We start from the raw sequence: 23,124 nt of genomic DNA, 5'->3' as shown, positions 1-23,124 counted from the left end.
GCACCTGCTGAGCACTCGATGACGTCCGAACCCCGGTCATTCGACGCAAGTGCAATCGCTCGCGGCAAACGCATGATCGGCTGGCTGACCGGAAAGTCACCATTCGTGTGGATCGATTCGTGGCTTGGCGTCGCGCTTGCCCGAGCGTCCGCGTCGATCGGACGTACCGTGTACCCCGTATGCCCCGGTCCCGTCTTCGTCCGGCACGCAACGCACGCACCGCCTCTTTCATGGTTCTGCGTTCCGTCGGATCTGGTTGCGCGCGGTGGACTGGTCGCCGCACTCGAACGTCTGCTCGAGGCCACGCCTGTCACCGACACGGACAAGCGATGCCGCGATCTGATGCGCCGCGTGCTCGACAGCGACGCGTTGCACGTTCGCCATCAGATAGCCGAATTGCCGGATGCATGGCACGAATCCGGCGGTGGCAAGCGCATTGTGCTGATCGACGAACGCGAGACGTCGCATACCGACGTCTGCACACGGGCAGCGCTGCGCCAACGGAATTTCGCTGCGATGGCGGATGCGGCGTGTGCTGTGCACCCCGATGCAGCCCTATGGATCTTGCGCTCCGCCGATGCGGGTGCTGGCAACTGGCTTTCGACGAAAACCCAGCTGCACGGAAATGCAAGAGTTCTCGAAGTCGCGCACTCCTTGCGGGACGTACTGCGGCAAGCCGACGCCGTCCATGTCGTGGGAGCATCTGAAGGGATGGCGGCGCTTCTGGCCGGCGTCCCTGTTCACGTGTTCGGCACCCCCTACTACGCAGGCTGGGGACTGACGCAGGACCACACCGCGATGCCGGAACGCCGTGCGCGCCCCTCCGTAGACGCATTATTTGATGCCGTTTTCCTTCAGCTCGCGCGCTACCTTGACCCGGCACGCGGCACACAAGGCACGCTCGAAACCGCACTCGACTGTATCGAACTGCAGCATACCGTCGCCGACCGATACAGGGATCTCGGCCGGGTTGCCGGCGTGCGCTTCCAATGGTGGAAGCGGCCTTACGCTACGCCCTACCTGTCGGCGGGAGGCGGAACGTTGCGTTGGATCGCGGATCCGCGCGACACCCACACCGACGAACACGCGGCAATATGGGGGGGACGATCGGCCGAAGGCCTGCCCGCCGGCGTCGCCCATGTCCGGATCGAAGACGGCTTTATCCATTCGACCGGACTCGGCTCGGACATGTCGCCGCCGTGCAGCCAGGTCATCGACCGCCGCGGCCTGTATTTCGACGCGAGTCGTCCGAGCGACCTGACCGTCATCCTCAACCAGACCACGTTCGACGAAGCGGAATTGCGGCGCGCGGCAGCGCTCAGGCAGGAAATCGTGCGGCTCGGGCTCACGAAATACAATCTCGGCCGCCAGGCGCCGACATGGCACGTCCCTCATGACAAGCGCGTCGTACTCGTCGCCGGCCAGGTTGCGGACGACGCGTCGATCCGCCTGGGAACCGGCACGATAGCCACGTCGGAAGCATTGTTAAAGGAAGTGCGGGCTCGTCGACCGGACGCGTTCATTATTTACAAACCGCATCCGGACGTACTGTCCGGCAATCGCGCCGGGCTCGTCGATGCTGAACATCTCGCAGACATCGTCGATGCGGCCGCGGATCTCATTTCGTTGATCGACGTGGCGGACGAGTTGCATACGCTCTCGTCGCTCGCCGGCTTCGATGCCCTGATGCGGGGGAAGGAAGTCCACACCTATGGCCTGCCCTTTTATGCTGGCTGGGGACTAACGCACGATGCGCTGGAACAGCCGTGGCGCGAACGCCGACTATCGCTCGACATGCTGACGGCCGGAGTGTTGCTCCGTTACGCCATTTATTGGGACTGGCAGCTCTCGCTGTTCACGACACCCGAAGCAATCGCCCGGCAACTCGCGCCGAATGCGGCCCGGCCACTCGAGAAAATACGCGGAAACCGCGCCCGACCACTCGTCAAGGCAATACGTTGGTCGCGCAACGCGATACGTTATGCCGGGTGGCAGGGGCGGCAATACGTTCGCGACCGAGCGATGCGCTGAAGATGATCTGCACGTTTGCTGGCCGATGACAGGTCGTTTTTGCCGAGTCGCACGGCACATTCCGTTCAAACCAATCTAGGTGCCAACTGCAAAGAAGGCCACCCTCCGACGGGCTGTACACTCATACGTATTGCCCGCTTTGCACTGCGTCAAACTCCACAAAGCAGGTTGCCGGGCACGCGCAGGTCAGGTTATAAAAATGCCATCCGGTGCATGCGCCGCCCTTTCTACCCCTGACTTCGGAGAACGCATGATCGATCTCGCCACCGCCCAGCAATTCCTGATGACACGCGGTCTCGACTTCGGCCTCAACCTCCTCGCCGCGATCGTATTGTGGTTCATCGGCCGCTGGGCGATCCGCATCGGCACGCGCCTGCTCGGCAAGGTCGTGCGCCGTAGCGGCAAGGTCGACCCGACACTGACCGACTACCTGACCTCCGTCGTCGGCGTGCTGCTGACGATCCTGCTGATCCTCGCGATCCTGCAGATTTTCGGCGTGCAGACGACCTCGTTCGCCGCCCTGCTCGCCGGCCTCGGCCTCGCGATCGGTACCGCCTGGGGCGGCCTGCTCTCGCATTTCGCAGCAGGCGTGTTCATGCAGGTGCTGCGCCCGTTCAAGATCGGCGACGTGATCAGCGCAGGCGGCGTCACGGGCACGGTGAAGGAGCTCGGCCTGTTCGGCACGACGATCGTCACTGCGGACAACATCGTGACGATCGTCGGCAACAACAAGATCTTCTCGGACAACATCGCGAACTACAGTGCCACGCCGCACCGCCGCGTCGACCTGACCGCGAAGATCGCGAACGGCGTCGATGCGGTCGACGCGATCAGCCGCCTGAAGACGTCGATCCAGCAGATCCCGAACGTGCTGACCACCCCGGCGCCGGACGTCGGTGTGCTGCAGTTCACGCCGGAAGGCCCGTTGCTGTTCGTACGCCCGTCCACGGCACCCGAGAACTACTGGCAGGTATATTGCGACACCAACCGCGTGATCATCGAGACGTTCCGCGACGCGCAGTATCCGACGCCCGAAACACCGGTCTCACATCGCACGGCTTGACGGCGCAATCCGTCGATGCATAAAAATTGCTCGACGCAGCCACTTCAGTTTGAGGTCAAACCCGTCGTTATCCGAGAGAAGGGGCGATACTTCCTCAGCCGCCCCTGAACCTTGTTCCCTGGCTTGTGAAGTAAGACTCCGGGGCAAAAAATGACGTGGCAGTCGCCGCAAGGCGCTGGAAAAAGACCGCAGCCGCAGACGTAGAGTTGGCTATCACCGCCTCACTTACGGTACCTTACAGAAATTGAAACACCACCTTCTCATCGCCGGCACCGGTCGTGCCGGAACAAGCTTTCTGGTCCAATACCTCACGGCGTGTGGCCTCGATACGCACCTCGCGAGAAATCCTGAAGATCGGCTCGATGAGAATGCCAATGCCGGACTTGAGGATTTCCCGACAGGCGACGCCAATCTTCCCTACGTCATCAAGTCTCCTTGGCTTTACGAATTTGTCGACGAACTGCTCGCGCGCGACGATATCCAAGTTGACGCCGTCATTATCCCCATGCGGGATCTTGTGGAAGCAGCCACGAGTAGAGTAGTAAACGAACTGCGTGCGCGTCTCGGGCGCGAAGACATTCCCGGTGAATTGACACGCTGGCACACGTGGGGGGTCGTGCCAGGGGGCACTGTCTATTCGTTGAACCCGATCGATCAGGCGCGCCTGCTGTCGATGGGATTCCACCAGGTCATTCATGCCTGTGTAAAGAAGCGAGTGCCGCTGATCTTCCTGGAGTTTCCGCGCTTCATCACTGACGGCAAATACCTCTATGAGCAATTGCGACCGGTCCTTGCCGGGATCGATTCTTCCGCGGCAATACGCGCCCACGCCCAAACCGCCCAGCCCGGCAAAGTGCGAATCGGTGGCGAACTCGCAAATTCGGCGAACATAGCAAAGGGTGACCTCTTTCCGAACTTCGATGCGCTTGATCGGGTAGCGCTTCACCGAGAGATTGCCAACGCGCGGCGCGATCGGGATATCCATCGCGCCGAAGCAGAACACTTAAGATCCCTCATCATCGATGTAGAGCAGAGACTGGGGGAGGGAATCCTTTCGAGCGCGCGGATCCAGTTGTTTGTGGATGAAGGCAATGGCTTCTCCGAAGAACACTCGTCAAGTCAAACTATCGATCCGAAAAAGCGATCCGCGAGATATGTCTTTAACGTCGATCGTGCCATCGACATCAAGACGTTGCGGCTCGATCCTATCGATGATTCTGCAGTCCTGGTCGTTGAAGATGCCATCCTCGTCGGGCCGAATGATTCGATCAGCTTGATGGGCAAGCTGACTTCCAATTGTTCATTCAGCGCCGACGGCACTCTCTATTTCGAGAGTAAAGACCCCCAGATTATCTTCGACGACATCCCGGTTAATTCCTCAGACCAACACGGGGTCCGGCTTGAATTTCAGATTAACTTCCTCAAGACCGGCATAGACGCGCAGCTTGCCTGTGCGAAGCTCGCATACCAGCACGGTGAAACCAGGACACGAGAGCTGGAAGCCCAGGTGACGCAGTTACAGGGGGCATTACATGCGCACGTCAGCGCGCGCGAAGAACAGACCAGGTTGACGCAATCCCTTGAGGACGCTCATCGGCAAACCTTGCAGACGATGCAACTGGAACTCGCGCGACGCGATACCGAGCATGCAGCGGCGATGGAACTGCTGAAAGCACAATTCGAGACTGCAACGCGCAGTTCGGACGAGCAGCATACCCGATTGACTCAATCTCTTGAGGATGCCCACCGGCAAACTTTGCAGGCATTGAAGCAGGATCTCGCACAACGCGACACTCAGCACAACGCGGCAATCGAATTGCTGAAAGCTCAGTTCGAAGCAGCAGCGCGCATTTCGGAAGAGCAGCAGACTGCGCTGGCGCAAGAATACAAAACGACAAACGCCGCCTTGACGGCATCCCATACAACCGCGCTTGAGCTCCAAGCGGAAAAGCAACGTGCTGCTCACGAATCGGCGATAGACTCCCTTCGCTCAGCCCATCAGAATGCAATTCGAGCAATTGAGGATCGGATTCGCGAGGTCATCGAACAGCAAATCGTTGAACTCGACGCGTTCGATCGTACGATTTTGAGTTGGTTCGCGAGCGCGGAGTCCATGCTCGATCAATTCGACGGATTCACCGAATTGCAACGACTGCGGCCGATAGACGTAGCAGCAACCACTGAGCCGGATCTCCCTCAACAGCCCGCCGTTCCCGAACTGTCAGACGCTCCGGCGACGCATTCGCTAGGCTTCCATAACGAACATGCTTCGTGCAATCCGGATGCACTGTCAACCGCTCTCACCAAACTAGCATCGGAATTCGCCCAATACGAGCCGGGGTCTCGCGGTAGCCAATCGAGTCTCGGCAAACGCTACCTCGCAGCTCTTGCTTCGCTTCGACACGATCACGCACATGCCGCGGAGCAGTTCGCGACTCGAAACCACCAACTGCTGACATGCCAACTGGAAAATCTTGCACAGGCAGAGCGGAAACACGGGAACGAGGTAAAGAACCTAATGGAACAGATCGAGGCACTTGAAGCAACCATTGAAACCATTCGGAAATGGAAGGGCTTCCGAACCGTCGCTTGGCTGAATGAGCGAAGCAAGTAAGCTCCCCAAAACGCGCTGCCGCGAGCCTGACGGGCAACACGTCACAGAGCCGGCTAAAGTGAAGACGCGGCGCGACCGAGTGGCGTGCCTCAATCGGAACCGCTCTCCGTCGCGACTGCCCGGAACGGCGATGTCCCTGCCCCAGGACAACCATGTCAGGCCGTTCGGCACGACGATCGTCAACGACGACACATCGTCCGAATGCGGCGATCCAGTAAATCCCGACCATACTGACCAGGCGGCTCCGGACAAAAAGAGGCGTGGCACCCGCCACGCTTTTTGATTACCGCGCTTTGCTAGAATGACTCCCCCGGCAACCGAGCCATCACCCATTCGCCCTACCCCGGACATCCCCGCATGAGCCTCCATCCGATCCTCCTATGCGGCGGCAACGGCAGCCGGCTGTGGCCGATGTCCCGCAGCAACTACCCGAAGCAGTATCTGAAGCTGGCGGGAGAACAAACCCTTGTCCAGCAGACCGTCCTTCGCGCGAGCGAAGTGCCGGGGGTCGCGCCTCCAGTCATTGTCGCGAACCACGCGCATCGTTTCACGATTGCGGAGCAACTTCAGCACACCGGTATCAAGCCACGGGCGATCGTGCTGGAGCCGCTCGGCCGCAACACTGCACCAGCGATTGCCGTCGCGGCACGCATCGCGTTGCGCGACGATCCGGACGCGTTGCTCCTGGTGTTGCCGTCGGACCACATCGTCCAGAATCTGCCGGCATTTATCACGGCCGTCGACACCGCAGCCACGGTCGCAAAGCGCGGACATCTCGTCACATTCGGGATTCCCCCCAACGAGCCGCATACCGGATACGGTTATATCCGCCGCGGCGACGCGCTTGAAACCGTCAACGGCGCTCACGCCGTCGACGCATTCGTCGAAAAGCCCGACCGTGAACGTGCTGCGGAATTCGTCAATGACGGCCGCTATTACTGGAACAGCGGCATGTTCCTGCTGAATGCATCGGTCTATCTCGACGAGATCGCGCAATATGCCCCCGACATCGCCCGACATGCAGCACAGGCACTCGATCATGCGCAGCAGGACTATGATTTTCTGCGTCTCGATATCGAAGCATTCGGCGCTTGTCCGGACATCTCAATCGACTATGCCGTCATGGAGAAGACGAAACGCGCCGCCGTGGTCGCGGCTCCCGCACTCGGCTGGAGCGATGTCGGTTCGTGGAGCGCGCTCGCCGATATTGCCGCACGCGATGACCAAAACAATACTGTTTCCGGCGACATCTATACCGACACTGTCGCAAACTCCTACATCCGTGCGGAACACCGGATGGTTGCGGCGATCGGTGTCCGGGATGTCGTTGTGGTCGAAACTGCGGATGCAGTCCTGGTCGCGCATCGCGATCACGTCCAGGACGTCAAGAAGGTTGTCGAACAACTGAATCGTTCGGGACGGCTTGAATCAGTCACGCACCGTCGTGTCCCGCGGCCGTGGGGCTCCTACGAAAGCATTGATGCTGGCGATCGCTTTCAGGTCAAGCGGATCATCGTCGCTCCCGGAGCACAACTGAGCCTGCAGATGCATCATCACCGTGCCGAACATTGGATTGTCGTGAAAGGCACGGCGCTTGTGACGAATGGCGATGCAGAAATCATCCTTACCGAAAATCAGTCGACGTACATCCCCCTCGGCACCCCACATCGGCTCAGAAACCCGGGCAAGATTCCGCTCGAACTGATCGAAGTCCAGTCGGGCTCGTATCTCGGCGAGGACGACATCGTCCGCTTCGAAGACACCTACGGCCGCGCAGCGTCGTAACGACGACATTTCCCGGCTCACAGTGCAGCCGGCCTCTATCTCACGCCCGCCCCCCGATCTCGCATCGCAACGCGTAACGGAAGCACCGGACGAAAAAAAAGCGTGGCACCCGCCACGCTTTTCTCGTTTCACCGAAACCTACGAACGCGCGCTCAACGCCCGCCCGCCTTCGGCGCATTATCCGACTGCTTCCCGCGCACCAGCTTCCACACCGCACCCAGCGCAACCGGCACGACCGCCGCCCCGATCCCGACCAGCACGATCACGTTCAGGTACTGGCGGATGAACGGGATGTTGCCAAAGAAATAACCGAGCAGCACGAGCAGCAGCACCCACACCAGCGCACCGATCACGTTGAAGAGCTGGAAGCGCGCGACGCTCATCGACGACGCACCCGCGACGAACGGCGCGAACGTCCGCACGACCGGAATGAAGCGCGCGAGCACGATCGTCTTGCCGCCGTGCTTGTCGTAGAACGAGTGGGTCTTCTGCAGCGCGGCGCGATCGAGGAAGCGCTCGAGCACCGGGATATGCGTATTGAACACCTTCGGGCCGACCCAGCGGCCGATCAGGTAGTTCACGGTGTTGCCGGAAATCGCCGCGACGAGCAGCAGCACGATCAGCAGGCCGACATTCATCTCGCCTGTCGCCGCGAACGCGCCGCCGATGAACAGCAGCGAATCGCCGGGCAGGAACGGGAACACGACGAGCCCCGTCTCGCAGAACACGATCAGGAACAGCACGAGATAGACCCACGCGCCGTACTGCCGGATGAAATCGCCGAGGAAGGCGTCGATATGCAGGACAAGGTTGACGAAATGAAGCAGCGTATCCAAATGCGATTCCTCGAAGGCGATAGGGCCGGAACGGCCGAAAAAGGCTGAAGCGCCCGCCGGTCAAGACCGGGCGTGTTACGGACCCATGATACCGAAACTACCTTAAGGCTCCGTGAAAAAACGTAACGGCCGGCCACCGCGGCACGCAATCGCCGCCTCGCTATAATTCGGCCATGTCCGATATCACCGAAACGGCCGCGGGCGCCGCGCCCGCCCCTGCTCCGCGCCCGCTGCGCGCGATCCAGCCCCTGCCCGACCAGCTGATCAGCCAGATCGCCGCCGGCGAGGTCGTCGAACGCCCGGCGTCGGTCGTCAAGGAGCTGCTCGAGAACGCGATGGACGCCGGCGCCAGCACGCTGCGCATCGTGCTGGAAGAAGGCGGCGTCAAGCGCATCTCGATCACCGACGACGGTTGCGGGATTCCACCGGACGAGCTGGCGCTCGCACTGATGCGCCATGCCACCAGCAAGATCCGCTCGCTCGAGGAGCTCGAAGCGGTCGCGACGCTCGGGTTCCGCGGCGAAGCGCTCGCGTCGATCGCGTCGGTCGCCGAGATGTCGATCACGAGCCGGACGGCCGATGCCGCGCATGCGACGAAGATCGACGCGCAGACGGGCGTGCTGTCGCCTGCCGCCGGCGCGACCGGCACGACGATCGAGGTGCGCGAGCTGTACTTCAACACGCCCGCGCGGCGCAAATTCCTGAAAAGCGAGCAGACCGAGTTCGGCCACTGCCTGGAAATGATTCGCCGCGCGGCGCTCGCGCGGCCGGACGTCGCGATCTCGGTGCTGCACAACGGCAAGGCGGTCGAGCACTGGAATGCGACCGAACCGGCGCAGCGCGTCGCGAAGATCCTCGGCGACAGCTTCGCGACCGCACACCTGCCGCTCGACGAGCAGGCTGGCCCGCTCGCGGTCTATGGCTGCGCCGGCCTGCCGACCGCGAGCCGCGGTCGCGCCGACCAGCAATACTTCTTCGTCAACGGCCGCTTCGTGCGCGACAAGCTGCTGACGCACGCGGTACGCGCGGCCTACGAGGACGTGCTGCACGGCGACCGCTACCCGTCGTACGTGCTGTTTCTGGACCTTCCGCCCGAAGCCGTCGACGTGAACGTGCACCCGTCGAAGATCGAGGTGCGCTTCCGCGATTCGCGTTCGATCCACCAGTACGTGTTCCATGCGGTCCAGCGCGCGCTGGCGCGCCACGCGGGCGCGTCGCCGGAAACCACGGCGGGCGGCCATGCCGCGCAACTCTCACCGGCGCCGCGCGGGCCCGCTTCGTTCCTGGACACACCGCTCGGCCAGAGCCAGGGCCACGCAACCGGCAGCGGCGGTAGCGGCTTCTCGTCGCCATCGTCGTCCTCGTCGTCGGGCAACACGTGGATGCGTCAGGCGCGGATGACCCAGGGCACGCTGCCCGTCGCGCAGCCGCTCGCGCTCTATGACGCGCTGTTCGGCCGCAAGGACACCGGCGCGGGCACGCCGGACGGCACGACGACCCGCGCCCGTGATTCGGCCGACGCGCCGATCGCACCGCTGTCGGGCCTCACCGCGTCGCCGATCGCCGCCACCGCGCACGACGAGCAGCCGCTCGGCTTCGCGCTCGGCCAGATCCACGGCATTTACGTACTCGCGCAGAATGCGCACGGCCTCGTGATCGTCGACATGCATGCGGCGCACGAGCGGATCCTGTACGAACAGTTCAAGAACGCGCTCGCCGACCGCTCGGTCGCGGTGCAGGCGCTGCTGCTGCCGATCTCGATGACGGCCACGCCGGTCGAGATCGGCACGGTCGAGGAAGAGCGCGACACGCTCGAATCGCTCGGCTTCGACCTGGCGGTGCTGTCGCCGACAACGCTCGCGATCCGCGCGGTCCCGGCGCTGCTGAAGGATGCCGACCTGCAGTCGCTCGCGCGCGCGGTGCTCGCCGACCTGCACGCGTTCGGCGGCTCGCGCGTGCTCACCGAGCGCCAGCACGAACTGCTCGGCACGCTCGCGTGCCACCACGCGGTGCGCGCGAACCGGCGCCTGACGCTCGACGAGATGAACGCACTGCTGCGGCAGATGGAAGCGACCGAACGCGCGGACCAGTGCAATCACGGCCGGCCGACGTGGTATCAGCTCACGCTGAACGATCTCGACCGCCTCTTCATGCGTGGCCAATGAGCGCAGCACCGCACGCCAACCCCAACCCGACGACGATCGCCTGCCTGCTCGGCCCCACCGCATCGGGCAAGACGGCCGCGGCGCTGGCGCTCGCCGCGCGGCGCCCGATCGAGATCGTCAGCGTCGATTCGGCGCTCGTCTACCGCGACATGGATATCGGCACCGCGAAGCCTTCGCGTGACGAGCGCGCGAGCGTGCCGCATCACCTGATCGACATCATCGATCCGGCCGACGCGTATTCGGCCGCGAGCTTCCGCGCGGACACGCTGCGCCTGATCGGCGAGATCGCCGCGCGCGGCCGAACGCCGCTGCTCGCGGGCGGCACGATGCTGTACTACAAGGCGCTGACGCAGGGGCTCAACGACCTGCCGGGCGCCGATCCGGACGTGCGCGCGACGCTCGATGCCGAAGCCGCGCGCGATGGCTGGCCCGCGTTGCACGCGCGGCTCGCGCACGTCGATCCCGACACGGCCGCGCGGCTCGCGCCGAACGATTCGCAGCGGATCCAGCGTGCGCTCGAAGTGTTCATGCTGAGCGGGCAGCCGATGTCGGTGCTGCTCGCCGCACCGCGCCGCACCGACGATGCGGCCGCCGCTTACCGCTTCGTGCCGGTCGCGCTCGAACCGTCGGATCGCGCGGTATTGCACAAACGGATCGCGCAACGCTTCGACGCGATGCTCGACGCCGGCTTCATCGACGAGGTCGAGCGGCTGCGTCGTCGCGAGGACCTCCATCCCGACCTGCCGTCGATGCGCTGCGTCGGCTACCGGCAGGCGTGGGAATTCCTCGACGGCGACACCGACTACCGGACGATGCGCGACAAGGGGATCTTCGCGACGCGCCAGCTCTGCAAGCGCCAGATCACCTGGCTGCGCGCGATGCCGAAGCGGATCGTCGTCGACTGTATCGCGCCGGACTCGACGGCCCGCGCACTCGACGCGCTCGAACGCGTGCTCGACGGCAGCACGCCGGACTGACCGCGTCAGCCACGCCCGCGCGCTGCCAGATGCGCGCGGGCGCCGTCGACGATCAATGCGACGCCGCGCTCGAACGCCTCATCGCCGCCGCGCGCGCGCAGCGCGGCCCAACCCTTTGCGAGCAGCGGATACTCGGCCGCGTCCGGCAGCGGCGCATCGACCTCGTCGCTTGATTCCGCCTGCTCTTCCAGCACCCATCCGACCACGAAGCGGCCCAGCGCATACATCAGGTCGACCGCCTCGTCCGGTGCGAAACCCGCGTCGCCGAGCAGCGCGACCTTGCGTTCAATCGAGCCGAAGTGCAGCGCACGCGGCCGCGTACCGGCATGCAGGCGCGCGCCGTCGCGATAGGCCAGCAGCGCACGACGGAAACTGCGCGCGTTGTCCAGAAGCCACGCATCCCACGCTTCGCCCGGCCGCGGCAGCGACGCATCGTGACGCTCGAGCATGATCGCCTCGGCCATCGCATCGAGCAGTTCGCCCTTGTTCTTGAAATGCCAGTAAAGCGTCGGCGACTGCACGCCGAGCCGCTCGGCGAGCTTCCGCGTCGACAGCCCGTCGATGCCGACTTCGTCGAGCAGGTCGAGCGCCGCGCGCAATACCGTGTCGCGCGTCAGCCGCGCCCCTGTGTCCTTCATCTCTATCACCGATAGGGAAAGCTGTGAAATAATTGCCACTCTATCACCGATAGAGTCACGCTCTTGAATCCGTCCCTTATTGCCATCCTGGCCACGGTCCTGCTCGACGCGATCGGCGTCGGGATCGTGATGCCGATCCTGTCCGGGCTGCTGCGCTCGCTCGCCGACGCAGGCAGCACCGATACCCATTACGGGACCCTGCTCGCGCTGTACGCGTTCGCGCAGTTCCTGTGCGCCCCGCTGCTCGGCGCGCTGAGCGACCGCTTCGGCCGCCGGCCCGTCCTGCTCGCGTCGCTCGCGGGCGCCGCGCTCGACTACCTGCTGATGGCGCTCGCGCCGACCCTCGCGTGGCTTTACGCCGGGCGGCTGATCGCGGGCATCACCGGTGCGAACGTCGCGGTCGCGACCGCCTATGTCACCGACGTCACCGCCGAACCCGATCGCGCACGACGCTTCGGCCAGCTCGGCGCGATGATGGGCATCGGCTTCATCGCGGGCCCGCTGATCGGCGGCCTGCTCGGTGCGCTGCACCTGCGCGCACCGTTCGTCGCCGCCGCCGTGCTCAACGCGCTCAATCTCGTGCTGGTCTGGCGCGCGCTGCCGGAATCGCGGCCGCGTTCGGCCCGCGAAGGCCATCCGGTTGGCGCGCTCAATCCGTTCGCCAGCCTGCGCCGGCTGACCGGCGCGCCCGCGCTCGCACCGCTGATCGGCATTTACGTGATCGTCGCGCTGGTGTCGCAGGCACCGGCGACGCTGTGGATCCTGTACGGCCAGGAGCATTTCGGCTGGTCGACGCCGATCGCGGGGCTGTCGCTGGCAGGCTACGGCGCCTGTCACGCGCTCGCGCAGGCCTTCGCGATCGGCCCGCTGATCGCGCGGCTCGGCGAGCGCCGTGCGCTTGCACTGGGTCTCGCAGGCGATGCGCTGGGGCTCGCGGCGATTGCGTTCGCAACCGCCGCGTGGCTGCCGTTCGCGCTGCTGCCGCTGTTCGCGGCGGGCGGCATGACGCTGCCGGCCCTGCAGGCGATGCTCGCGCGGCAGGTCGACGATGCGCGCCAGGGCGAACTGCAAGGCGCGCTCGCGAGCGTGGCGAGCCTGATCGGCGTCGCGGGGCCGCTGGTCGTCACCGCGACCTACGCGGCGACCCGCGCGACGTGGCCGGGGCTCGTCTGGGCCGCGGCTGGATTGTTGTACCTGTTCGTGCCGCCGCTGCTGGCCGGCGCACGCAACGCGAATTCGAGCGCACCGCGCCCGTCGGCATGAAAAAAGCCGCCCGGATCGACTCCGGGCGGCTTTCCTTGCTGCATTTGCTGCAGGCAGTGCGTCAGACCACGACCGTCTGCGCCTCGCCTTCGCGGGTCGCACGCACGGTGCCGATCTTCCACACCTGTTCGCCGGCGGCGGTCAGGTCGGCGATCGCTGCGTCGGCATCGGCCGCCGAAACGATCACGGCCATGCCGATGCCGCAGTTGAACACGCGGTGCATTTCCGCATCGGCGACACCGCCGTGCTCCTGCAGCCACTTGAACAGCGGCGGCAGCGGCCACGCGTTCTGGTCGAGCTCGGCGGTGAGGCCTTCGCGCAGCACGCGCGGAATGTTCTCGACGAGACCGCCGCCCGTGATGTGCGCCATGCCCTTCACCGACAGCTTCTGCATCAGCGCGAGCAGCGGCTTCACGTAGATGCGGGTCGGCGCCATCAGCGCGTCGGCCAGCGAGCGGCCATGGAAATCGGCCGACAGGTCGGGGTTTGCGCGCTCGATGATCTTGCGCACGAGCGAGAAGCCGTTCGAGTGGATGCCGCTCGATGCGAGGCCCAGCACCACGTCGCCTTCGGCGATCGTGCTGCCGTCGATGATCTTGCTCTTCTCGACCGCGCCGACCGCGAAGCCGGCCAGGTCGTATTCGCCGTCCGGGTACATGCCCGGCATTTCGGCCGTTTCACCGCCGATCAGCGCGCAGCCCGACAGTTCGCAACCCTGCGCGATGCCCTTGACGACCGTTGCAGCGGTGTCGACGTCGAGCTTGCCGCACGCGAAGTAGTCGAGGAAGAACAGCGGCTCGGCGCCCTGCACGAGGATGTCGTTCACACTCATCGCGACAAGATCCTGGCCGACGGTGTCGTGTTTGTTCAGATGAAATGCCAGCTTGAGCTTGGTGCCCACGCCGTCGGTGCCCGACACGAGCACGGGCTCCTTGTACTTCTTCGGCACTTCGAACAGCGCGCCGAACCCGCCGATGCCGCCGAGCACGCCGTCGCGCAGGGTTTTCTTCGCAAAAGGCTTGATCTTGTCGATGAGTGCGTCGCCTGCGTCGATGTCGACACCTGCGTCGCGATAGGACAGACCCTGAGCGTCGGGAGCGGATTTCGGAGGATTCATGGGGGAATGCGAGAAGGTCGGTAAAATGCGATTTTACCCGAAGCCGGCCCGTTGGCCGGAATTCCCAGCACCGAATCGTCAGGGATTGCATCTTGGTCAACACGTCCCCGTTTTCATCGCCGAGCGAACTGCGCCGAAACCGGCGTGGCGCCGTGCGTGCGGCCGCGCGTGAAGCCCGTGAAGACGCAAGCCCCGGCGCGTGCCCGGCGTACGGCGCGCGTATTTTCAACCGACCCGCATTGTGACTGTTGTGTCTCGTCAACTGACGCTCGATCTCGGCACGCCGCCGCCCGCCACGTTCGACAACTTCATCATGAACGAGGAGAACGACGAGCTCATCTCGCGCCTGCAGAAGCTCGACCTCGCGCTCGCGGCGGGCCCCGTGCCGGATCGGTCGTTCTACATCTGGGGCGAGCCCGGCTGCGGCCGCACCCATCTGCTGCAGGCGCTCGTGAGCGACGCGTCGTACGGCTATGCGCGCTACCTGACGCCGCAGAGCCCGCTCGGCGCGTTCACGTTCGACCCGCGCATCGGCATCTACGCGATCGACGACTGCGACCGGATGAGCGACACGCAGCAGGTCGCGCTGTTCAACCTGTTCAACGAAGTGCGCGCGCACCCGTCGAGCGCGTTCGTCGCGGCGGGCCCCGCGGCGCCGCTCGCGCTCGACGTGCGCGAGGATCTCCGCACGCGCCTCGGCTGGGGGCTCGTGTTCCACCTGTCGCCGCCGTCAGACGCCGGCAAGATCGCCGTGCTCAAGCTCGCGGCGAAGGAGCGCGGGATCGCGCTCACCGACGACATCGCCGCCTACCTGCTGACCCATTTCCGCCGCGACATGCCGAGCCTGATGGCGCTGCTCGACGCGCTCGACCGCTTCTCGCTCGAGCAGAAACGCGCCGTCACGCTGCCGTTGCTGCGCCGCATGCTGGCGCGTCCCGGCGACGACATCACACCACCGGGCACGGGCCCGAACCGCTTCGAGTAAAATGCGCTTCCATGACTAATCTGGCACTCTTTGACCTCGATCACACGCTGATCCCGACCGATAGCGACCACGAATGGGGCCGCTTCATGGTGAAGCTCGGCATCGTCGACGCGGAAAGCTTCTCGCGTCAGAACGATCAGTTCTTCGCCGACTACAAGGCCGGCAAGCTCGACATCCACGCGTATCTCACGGCGATGATCACGCCGCTCGCGAAGTATTCGCGCGCGCAGCTGGCCGAATGGCACGATCAGTACATGCACGAGGTGATCCGGCCCGCCATGACACCCGCCGCGCTCGAGCTCGTGCGCAAGCACCTCGATGCGGGCGACCTGTGCTGCGTCGTGACGGCGACCAACGAATTCATCACGCGCCCGATCGCCTCCGCGTTCGGCGTCGACACGCTGATCGCCTGCGAGGTCGAAACGACCGACGGGCATCCCGATTCGCCGTACACGGGCCGACCGACCGGCACGCCGAGCTATCGCGAAGGCAAGATCGTGCGGACCGAAGCGTGGCTCGCATCGCTCGGCAAGCAATGGAGCGACTTCACGCACACCTATTTCTACAGCGACTCGCACAACGACATTCCGTTGCTCGAGAAAGTCACCGACCCGATCGCGACCAACCCTGACGACACGCTGCGTGCGCATGCAAGCAACCGCGGCTGGCGCATCCTCGATCTCTTCTGAACGTCGTGATCAAAAAATTCATCCGCAAGCTGCTCGGCCAGGACGAAACCGAGCAAACGTCTCCCGCAACGGCCCCGGCCGACGAAGCGGCCCCGGCTACCTCGCGCGCCCCGAAGGGCGCCCGCGGCGGCGGCGCGAAGAAACCGCGCAGCAACCATGAACCGACCGTCGTGCCGGCCAGCGTGCACGGCATCAACCCGGCGCTGATCTCGAAGAATGCCGTGCGCGTGACCGACACGCTGCAGCAGGCGGGCTTCCGTGCCTTCATCGTCGGCGGTGCGGTACGCGACCTGCTGCTCGGCATCGCGCCGAAGGACTTCGACGTCGCGACCGACGCAACGCCGACCGAGGTGCAGCGCCTGTTCCGCCGTGCGCGCCTGATCGGCCGCCGCTTCCAGATCGTCCACGTGCAGTTCGGCCAGGAGCTGATCGAGGTGTCGACGTTCCGCGCGCTGGTCGACGCGCCGCCCGAGGCGGCCGCTGCCGAGCCGCCGAAGCGCCTGAAGCGCGACGAACTCGATCGCCGCACGCACGCGGTGGACGCGAGCGGCCGCGTGCTGCGCGACAACGTGTGGGGCGAGCAGCACGAAGACGCTGCACGCCGCGACTTCACGATCAACGCGATGTACTACGACCCGTCGACGCAGACGGTGCTCGACTACCACGACGGGATGGCCGACGTGCGCGCCCGTCTGTTGCGGATGATCGGCGATCCGGCCACGCGCTTCCGCGAGGATCCGGTGCGGATGCTGCGCGTCGTGCGCTTTGCAGCCAAGCTCGGTTTCGAGATCGAGCCGCACACGCGCGAGCCGATCAACGCGCTCGCCGACCTGATCAACAACGTGCCGGCCGCGCGCCTGTTCGACGAAATGCTGAAGCTGCTGCTGTCGGGCCACGCACTCGCGTGCCTGACGCGGCTGCGCAAGGAAGGCCTGCACCACGGGCTGCTGCCGCTGCTCGACGTCGTGCTCGAACAGCCGCAGGGCGAGAAGTTCATCACGCTCGCGCTGAGCAACACCGATGCACGCGTGCGCGCCGGCAAGACGGTATCACCCGGCTTCCTGTTCGCGACGCTGCTGTGGCACGACATGCGCCAGCGCTTCGAGCAATACACGGCCGAAGGCGAAATCCCGGTGCCGGCGCTTCATCGCGCGATGGACGACGTGCTCGACATGCAGACCGAGAAACTCGCGATCCACAAGCGTTATTCGGCCGACATGCGCGAGATCTGGGGCCTGCAGCTGCGCCTCGAGAAACGCTCGGGCCGCAGCGCGATGCGGCTGCTGGAACACCAAAGGTTTAGAGCGGGGTATGATTTCCTCCTGTTACGCTGCGAATCCGGCGAGCTCGATGCGGAAGTCGGACAGTGGTGGACGGATTTCATCGAAGGCGACGCGGCCGCTCGCGAGGCATTGCTCACGCAGGGCGGCACGAAGGAAAAATCGCCCCGCAAGCGGCGCCGCCGCGGCGGCGTGCGAAACCGCAAGCCGGGTGAAGGTGCCGCCGAGCAGGCACCGGACGCCTCGGGCGGTTCCGACGACTGACGCGCTCGCCGGCGAACGACGTAGGAAGTGATGCCATGACGGTTGCATATATCGGACTGGGGGCGAATCTCGGCGATGCGCGCCAGACCCTGAAGGACGCGGTGGTGTGCCTTGCACAGCAGCGCACCATCTCGATCCTCGGCAAATCGAGCCTGTATCGCACGGCGCCCTTTGAAGCGGGCGGCGGCGACTACTACAACTGCGTCGTCAAGCTCGACACGACGCTGTCGGCCCGCGAGCTGCTCGCGCTGTGCCAGAAGATCGAACATCACTTCGGTCGCGAGCGCCCGTATCGCAACGCGCCGCGCACACTCGATCTCGACATCCTGCTGTTCGGCGACGATTCGATCGACGAGCCCGACCTGATCGTCCCGCATCCACGCCTCACCGACCGTGCGTTCGCACTCGTGCCGCTCGTCGAGATCGAGCCGGCACTCGACATCCCCGCGCGCGGCCGTGCCGACGCTTTCCTCGCCGCCGTCGCGGACCAGCGGGTCGAGAAGGTGCAGACCTGCCAGTGCCTGATGCAGAAGGCGCTCGCTGCCAGCGAAGACGCCGACAAGAACCGCTGCCGATGACCCCGACTCCCCTTACCGTCACCGCGCCCGACCTGCGCGCCCCGCACCGCTATCTCGTGATCGAAGGCCCGATCGGCGTGGGCAAGACGACGCTCGCGTGCCTGCTCGGCGAACGCTGGTCGATGCAGACGCTGCTCGAGCGCCCGCAGGACAACCCGTTCCTCGAACGCTTCTATCGCGACACCGCACGCTACGCGCTGCCCGTGCAGCTGTCGTTCGCGCTGCAGCGCGCGCATCAGGCACGCGAACTGATCGGTGCGCTCGACACGGGCCGCCCGGTCATCGCCGATTTCATGCCGCAGAAGAACGACATCTTCGCGCGGCTGAACCTGCCGGAAGACGAGTGGCAGCTCTACCGCTCGGTCGCGACGCACGTGGATGTGCCGCAGGCACCGTCGCCCGACCTCGTCGTCTACCTGCAGGCGAGCCCCGAAGTGCTGTTCTCGCGCATCCAGAAGCGCGGGCTGCCGATGGAGCTGCAGATCAGCGATGCGTACCTGCGCTCGCTCGTCGACGCGTACAACGAATTCTTCTACCACTACGACCGCACGCCGGTGCTGACAGTCGCCGCGGAACACCTGAATCCGCTGGATTCCCCCGAAGATCTCGCCCTGCTGGTCGAGCGCATCGAGACGATGCGCGGCCGCAAGGAATTCTTCGTCAAGGGCGAGACGACGCGCTGACGCGTCCTCGCCTGTCGTTCCACCCCCATTCGAACCGGATTTCCCATGACCTATCTCCAGGAATCGAGCCGGCCTGCCGTCACGGTGCCCAAGCTGCAGGCAATGCGCGACGCCGGCGAGAAGATCGCGATGCTCACCTGCTACGACGCGAGCTTTTCCGCACTGCTCGACCGTTCGGGCGTCGACGTGCTGCTGATCGGCGATTCGCTCGGCAACGTGCTGCAAGGCCACACGACCACGCTGCCCGTGTCGCTCGACGACATCGCGTATCACACCGCCTGCGTCGCCCGCGCGCAGCCGCGCGCGCTGATCATGGCCGACCTGCCGTTCGGCACGTACGGCACGCCGGCCGAGGCATTCGCCAGCAGCGTCAAGCTGATGCGCGCCGGTGCGCAGATGGTCAAGCTGGAAGGCGGCGAATGGCTCGCCGAGACGATCCGCTTCCTCGTCGAGCGCGCGGTGCCCGTGTGTGCGCACGTGGGCCTCACGCCGCAGTCGGTGCATGCGTTCGGCGGCTTCAAGGTGCAAGGCAAGACCGAAGCCGGCGCCGCGCAACTGCTGCGCGACGCGCGCGCGGTCGAAGCGGCCGGGGCGCAGGTCGTCCTGCTCGAAGCCGTGCCGACGCTGATCGGATCCGAAGTCACGCAGATGCTGCGCGTGCCGACAATCGGCATCGGCGCAGGCGCCGACTGCTCGGGCCAGGTGCTGGTGCTGCACGACATGCTCGGTGTGTTTCCCGGCAAGCGGCCGCGCTTCGTGAAGGATTTCATGCAGGGCGAGCCGAACATCCAGGCGGCCGTCGAAGCATACGTGCGCGCGGTCAAGGACGGTTCGTTCCCCGGCCCCGAGCATTCGTTCTGACGTCCGGCGCGGTGCCGGCGATGCGTTCGCCGGCGCCTCGATGAAAAAAAACGCGGCGCCCTTTGCGGGGCGCCGCGTTTTTTCTTTCTCACGCAGCCGGCAGCGGTCGATTATCCGCCGGTTACTTCAGTACCGCGTCGAGCGCGCCGCGCAGCGCGTTGGTCAGCAGCAGCGCCTCCGCACGCGCGAGATCGTCGCAGGTCACGACCCGCTCCGTCGCGCCGAACGCACGATCGTCGAGCAGCACGCCGCGCATCACACCCGGCAGCACGCCAGACTCGAGCGGCGGCGTCACCCACTGGCCGTCGAGCTTCACGAACAGGTTCGAGCGCCCGCCTTCCGTCACCTCGCCGCGCTCGTTGACGAACAGCATGTCGAAGCCGCCAAGCGCCTCTGCCGCCTGCCACGCGCGATCGTATTCGGCGCGGCGCGTGGTCTTGTGCAGCAGCAGCGCATCGCCTGCACGGGTCGGTGCGAAGCCGTGCGCGGACGCCAGCAGCACGCCGACCGGCCCCGCCGGCAGCGGCTTGAGCGGTGCCGCGGTGATCTCGATCGTGCCGCCCTTCGCGAGCGCGAGCTTCATCCGGTAAGCGCCGTCGCCGTCGAGCGCCGCGCACCGCGCGTCGATCGCGCGACGCAACGCATCGGTGTCGAAGCGAAAGCCGAACGCATCGGCGCTACGCTGCAGCCGCGCGAGATGGCGATCGAGATGCCGGATGCCGTCCGCACGCGTGGCGGCGGTCGTTTCGAACAGCTGGAAGCCGGGATCGGCGTCCGTCAGGAATCGTGCTTTCAATTCGCACTCCGCATATTCGTCGGCCGCGACACTGTCGAGCACGATGCCCGCGCCGACGCCCATCGTGCCGCGGCGCCGGCCGGCAATGACCGTCGCCGGATCGCGTGCTTCGGCATCGGCCACGCCGGCACTGCCATCACCTTCGCTGGCAGCCTCGAGCATCAGCGTACGGATCGCGACCGACAGGCAGAAATCGCCGCAACCGGCCAGGCGATCGCCCGGCGCGTCGGAATCGGCGCCTTGCGTCGCAGCGTCAAGCCAGCCGATCGCGCCCGTATAGAGCCCGCGCGGCGTCGACTCGATCGCGTCGATCAGTTCCATCGTCTTGTGCTTCGGCGCGCCCGTGATCGATCCGCACGGAAACAGCGCACGCAGCATCTGCGCGAACGTCGTCCCGTCGCGCCAGCCGGCCTCGACCGTCGACGTCATCTGCCACACCGACGCATACGGCTCGACGGAGAACAGCGCCGGCACGCGGACCGTGCCGGTGCGCGCGATCCGCGACACGTCGTTGCGCAGCAGGTCGACGATCATCACGTTTTCCGCGCGGTTCTTCGGGTCGTTCGCGAGGAACGTGGCCGCCGCCGCATCGTCGCGCGGGTCGGCCGAACGTGGCGCGGTGCCCTTCATCGGCCGCGCGCGCAGCACGTCGCCGTGCTTCTCGACGAACAGCTCGGGCGAGCACGACACGACCCACGTACCGTCAGGCAATGCGATCAACGCGCCGTAGCGCACGGGCTGGCGCGCACGCAGCCGCCGGTACAGCGCGAGCGGCGTGCCGAACACGTCGAAGTTCAGCCGGTACGTGTAGTTGACCTGATACGAATCGCCCGCGCGCAGCGCGTTGCGCACCGCGGCGATCGCCGCGTCGAACGCATCGCGCGACACACTCTTCCCGACATGCGCGACGCCCGCGATCGACGGCGTGCCGCCGCCGTCCTGCTGCGCGAGCCACGCGTCGACTTCGTCGCACGACAGGCGCTCGCAGCGCGCATACAGCAAAAAGCGCAGCGGGGCATGGCCCGGCTGCGCTCGTTGCAGGTTGCGTCCGAATTCGTAATCGCCGACGACGACCGCATGCAGCCCGTCGCGCAGATCCTGCGCCACGGCCGCGTCGACCTCGTCGAGCCGAGCCGGATCCGTGCACACGCGTTCGCGCACGAACCCCGAATACAAACGACTCGACCGCGCGAGCGCGGTCGAGTCGCAATCGTCCAAGAGCGCGAACGACGCGCTCTCGTTGCCTTCAGTCATGCTGTTACTCGAGTTACTCGAAGAAGCTCTTCACACGATCGAACCAGCTCTTGCTCTGCGGGCTGTGACGCGCGCCGCCCTCGGCCAGCGATTTCTCGAACTGCTTGAGCAGGTCGCGCTGGTTGTCGGTCAGCTTCACCGGCGTCTCGACCTGCACGTGGACGTACAGATCGCCCGCGATGCTCGAACGCAGCCCCTTGATGCCCTTGCCGCGCAGGCGGAACGTCTTGCCCGACTGCGTGCCTTCCGGCACCGGGAACGACGCACGACCGGCCAGCGTCGGCACCTCGATCTCGCCGCCGAGCGCGGCGGTCGTGAACGGGATCGGCATCTGGCAGTGGAGATCGTCGCCGTCGCGCTCGAACACCGAGTGCGGCTTGATGTGGATCTCGACGTACAGGTCACCCGGCGGCCCGCCGTTGATGCCCGGCTCGCCGTTGCCGGCCGAGCGGATCCGCATCCCGTCGTCGATCCCGGCCGGGATCTTCACTTCGAGCGTCTTGGTTTCCTTCACCTTGCCCGACCCGTGGCAATGCACGCACGGCTCGGGGATGTAGGTGCCCGTGCCATGGCACTTCGGGCAGGTCTGCTGGATGCTGAAGAAGCCCTGCGACATGCGCACCGTGCCCTGGCCGTGACAGGTCGGGCAGGTTTCCGGCTTCGTGCCGGGCTTCGCGCCCGACCCGTGGCAGACCTCGCACGATACCCAGCTCGGCACGCGGATCTGCGTGTCGTAGCCGTGTGCGGCCTGCTCGAGCGTGATTTCCATGCTGTAGCGCAGGTCGGCACCGCGATACACCTGCGGGCCGCCGCGGCCGCCGCGCGCGGCGCCGCCCGCGGCCTGGCCGAAGATGTCGCCGAAGATGTCGCCGAACGCGTCCGCGAAGCCGCCGAAGCCCTGTGCGCCCGCACCGCCCATGTTCGGATCGACGCCCGCGTGGCCGTACTGGTCGTACGCTGCCCGCTTCTGGCCATCCGACAGCATTTCGTAGGCTTCCTTCGCCTCCTTGAAATGCTCTTCCGCATCCTTGCTGTCCGGATTGCGGTCAGGGTGATACTTCATCGCAAGCTTGCGATACGCCTTCTTGATTTCGTCGTCGCTCGCATTCTTCGCGACGCCCAGAACCTCGTAGTAATCCCGTTTCGCCATATCGATTCACTGTGCCGCCACGCATCGCGCACGCGACGGCTCCTTTCGCCTGCAGTAAAGTCTCTCGACTCGTCTGGCGCTGCGCCCGTCCGCGG

Annotated in this window: 19 protein-coding genes; 14 read left to right on the top strand and 5 right to left on the bottom strand. The window is 65.4% G+C overall.

The genetic code is table 11. The features are described 5' to 3' along the window. Nucleotides 1-18: 18 nt before the first annotated feature. From CFB50_RS03795 to CFB50_RS03775, 5 genes are all read left to right on the top strand, one after another. Complete coding sequence (locus CFB50_RS03795) at nt 19-2,031, top strand: capsular polysaccharide biosynthesis protein (protein ID WP_089444978.1); 2,013 nt, start codon at nt 19-21, stop codon at nt 2,029-2,031. Nucleotides 2,032-2,281: 250 nt separating this feature from the next. After that, nucleotides 2,282-3,094 carry a mechanosensitive ion channel family protein gene (locus CFB50_RS03790; protein WP_089444977.1) on the top strand — a complete coding sequence of 271 codons (813 nt, stop codon included), beginning with the start codon at nt 2,282-2,284 and terminating at the stop codon, nt 3,092-3,094. A gap of 244 nt (nt 3,095-3,338) precedes the next feature. After that, the gene (locus tag CFB50_RS03780; RefSeq protein ID WP_144020625.1) at nt 3,339-5,708 is read left to right on the top strand and encodes a hypothetical protein; all 2,370 of its coding nucleotides are present in this window, start codon (nt 3,339-3,341) and stop codon (nt 5,706-5,708) included. Between the two features lie 130 nt (nt 5,709-5,838). Further along, complete coding sequence (locus CFB50_RS39410) at nt 5,839-5,991, top strand: hypothetical protein (RefSeq protein WP_179254148.1); 153 nt, start codon at nt 5,839-5,841, stop codon at nt 5,989-5,991. 74 nt (nt 5,992-6,065) lie between these two features. Beyond that, the gene (locus tag CFB50_RS03775; RefSeq protein ID WP_089444974.1) at nt 6,066-7,493 is read left to right on the top strand and encodes a mannose-1-phosphate guanylyltransferase/mannose-6-phosphate isomerase; all 1,428 of its coding nucleotides are present in this window, start codon (nt 6,066-6,068) and stop codon (nt 7,491-7,493) included. 152 nt (nt 7,494-7,645) lie between these two features. On the opposite strand, the gene CFB50_RS03770 is transcribed toward CFB50_RS03775, so the two are convergent. Continuing rightward, entirely contained in the window at nt 7,646-8,329 is a 684-nt protein-coding gene (locus CFB50_RS03770) for a DedA family protein (RefSeq protein WP_179254147.1), read from the bottom strand. Nucleotides 8,330-8,502: 173 nt separating this feature from the next. On the opposite strand from CFB50_RS03770, the gene mutL reads away from it, so the two are divergent. Then, nucleotides 8,503-10,494, top strand: a complete 1,992-nt coding sequence (mutL, locus tag CFB50_RS03765) for a DNA mismatch repair endonuclease MutL (RefSeq protein WP_089444972.1) — start codon at nt 8,503-8,505, stop codon at nt 10,492-10,494. Continuing rightward, nucleotides 10,491-11,471, top strand: a complete 981-nt coding sequence (gene miaA / locus CFB50_RS03760; protein WP_089444971.1) for a tRNA (adenosine(37)-N6)-dimethylallyltransferase MiaA — start codon at nt 10,491-10,493, stop codon at nt 11,469-11,471. Before mutL ends, miaA begins: the two co-directional genes overlap by 4 nt. 5 nt (nt 11,472-11,476) lie before the next feature. Here miaA and tetR read toward each other — a convergent pair whose 3' ends face one another. Beyond that, nucleotides 11,477-12,109, bottom strand: coding sequence for a tetracycline resistance transcriptional repressor TetR (tetR, locus tag CFB50_RS03755; RefSeq protein WP_089444970.1), 633 nt, complete (start codon nt 12,107-12,109; stop codon nt 11,477-11,479). 63 nt (nt 12,110-12,172) lie between these two features. On the opposite strand from tetR, the gene tet reads away from it, so the two are divergent. Next, nucleotides 12,173-13,372, top strand: coding sequence for a Tet(A)/Tet(B)/Tet(C) family tetracycline efflux MFS transporter (gene tet / locus CFB50_RS03750; protein ID WP_089444969.1), 1,200 nt, complete (start codon nt 12,173-12,175; stop codon nt 13,370-13,372). A 61-nt stretch (nt 13,373-13,433) separates the two neighbouring features. On the opposite strand, the gene purM is transcribed toward tet, so the two are convergent. After that, a complete protein-coding gene (gene purM, locus CFB50_RS03745; protein ID WP_006484927.1) occupies nt 13,434-14,489 on the bottom strand; it encodes a phosphoribosylformylglycinamidine cyclo-ligase in 1,056 nt (351 codons plus the stop codon). 250 nt (nt 14,490-14,739) lie between these two features. On the opposite strand from purM, the gene hda reads away from it, so the two are divergent. From hda to panB, 6 genes are read left to right on the top strand one after another with little or no spacing between them, the layout of a single operon-like run. Further along, on the top strand, nt 14,740-15,474 hold the full coding sequence (gene hda / locus CFB50_RS03740) for a DnaA regulatory inactivator Hda (protein WP_006484992.1): 735 nt from the start codon (nt 14,740-14,742) through the stop codon (nt 15,472-15,474). An 11-nt stretch (nt 15,475-15,485) separates the two neighbouring features. Beyond that, nucleotides 15,486-16,163 (top strand): HAD family hydrolase, encoded by a 678-nt coding sequence (locus CFB50_RS03735; RefSeq protein WP_069247202.1) that lies wholly within the window; start codon nt 15,486-15,488, stop codon nt 16,161-16,163. 5 nt (nt 16,164-16,168) lie between these two features. Continuing rightward, a complete protein-coding gene (gene pcnB, locus CFB50_RS03730) occupies nt 16,169-17,707 on the top strand; it encodes a polynucleotide adenylyltransferase PcnB (RefSeq protein ID WP_089444968.1) in 1,539 nt (512 codons plus the stop codon). A 35-nt stretch (nt 17,708-17,742) separates the two neighbouring features. Further along, nucleotides 17,743-18,285 (top strand): 2-amino-4-hydroxy-6-hydroxymethyldihydropteridine diphosphokinase, encoded by a 543-nt coding sequence (folK, locus tag CFB50_RS03725; protein WP_069247200.1) that lies wholly within the window; start codon nt 17,743-17,745, stop codon nt 18,283-18,285. Next, nucleotides 18,282-18,968, top strand: coding sequence for a deoxynucleoside kinase (locus tag CFB50_RS03720; protein ID WP_089444967.1), 687 nt, complete (start codon nt 18,282-18,284; stop codon nt 18,966-18,968). The genes folK and CFB50_RS03720 overlap by 4 nt, the downstream gene beginning before the upstream one ends. A gap of 45 nt (nt 18,969-19,013) precedes the next feature. After that, complete coding sequence (gene panB, locus CFB50_RS03715) at nt 19,014-19,829, top strand: 3-methyl-2-oxobutanoate hydroxymethyltransferase (protein ID WP_069247198.1); 816 nt, start codon at nt 19,014-19,016, stop codon at nt 19,827-19,829. 121 nt (nt 19,830-19,950) lie between these two features. Here the strand turns inward: panB and CFB50_RS03710 are convergent, their stop codons facing one another. Together CFB50_RS03710 and dnaJ are read right to left on the bottom strand one after the other, a co-directional pair. Next, the gene (locus CFB50_RS03710) at nt 19,951-21,879 is read right to left on the bottom strand and encodes a chorismate-binding protein (protein ID WP_089444966.1); all 1,929 of its coding nucleotides are present in this window, start codon (nt 21,877-21,879) and stop codon (nt 19,951-19,953) included. 13 nt (nt 21,880-21,892) lie between these two features. Then, nucleotides 21,893-23,029: a molecular chaperone DnaJ gene (gene dnaJ, locus CFB50_RS03705; protein WP_069247196.1), complete on the bottom strand. Its 1,137-nt coding sequence runs from the start codon at nt 23,027-23,029 to the stop codon at nt 21,893-21,895. Nucleotides 23,030-23,124: the final 95 nt, after the last annotated feature.

Source organism: Burkholderia sp. AU33423 (assembly GCF_002223135.1).
Lineage (GTDB): Bacteria > Pseudomonadota > Gammaproteobacteria > Burkholderiales > Burkholderiaceae > Burkholderia > Burkholderia lata_D.
Note: the sequence above shows the minus strand (reverse complement) of the source record. Positions and strands in the feature narration are given on the sequence as shown.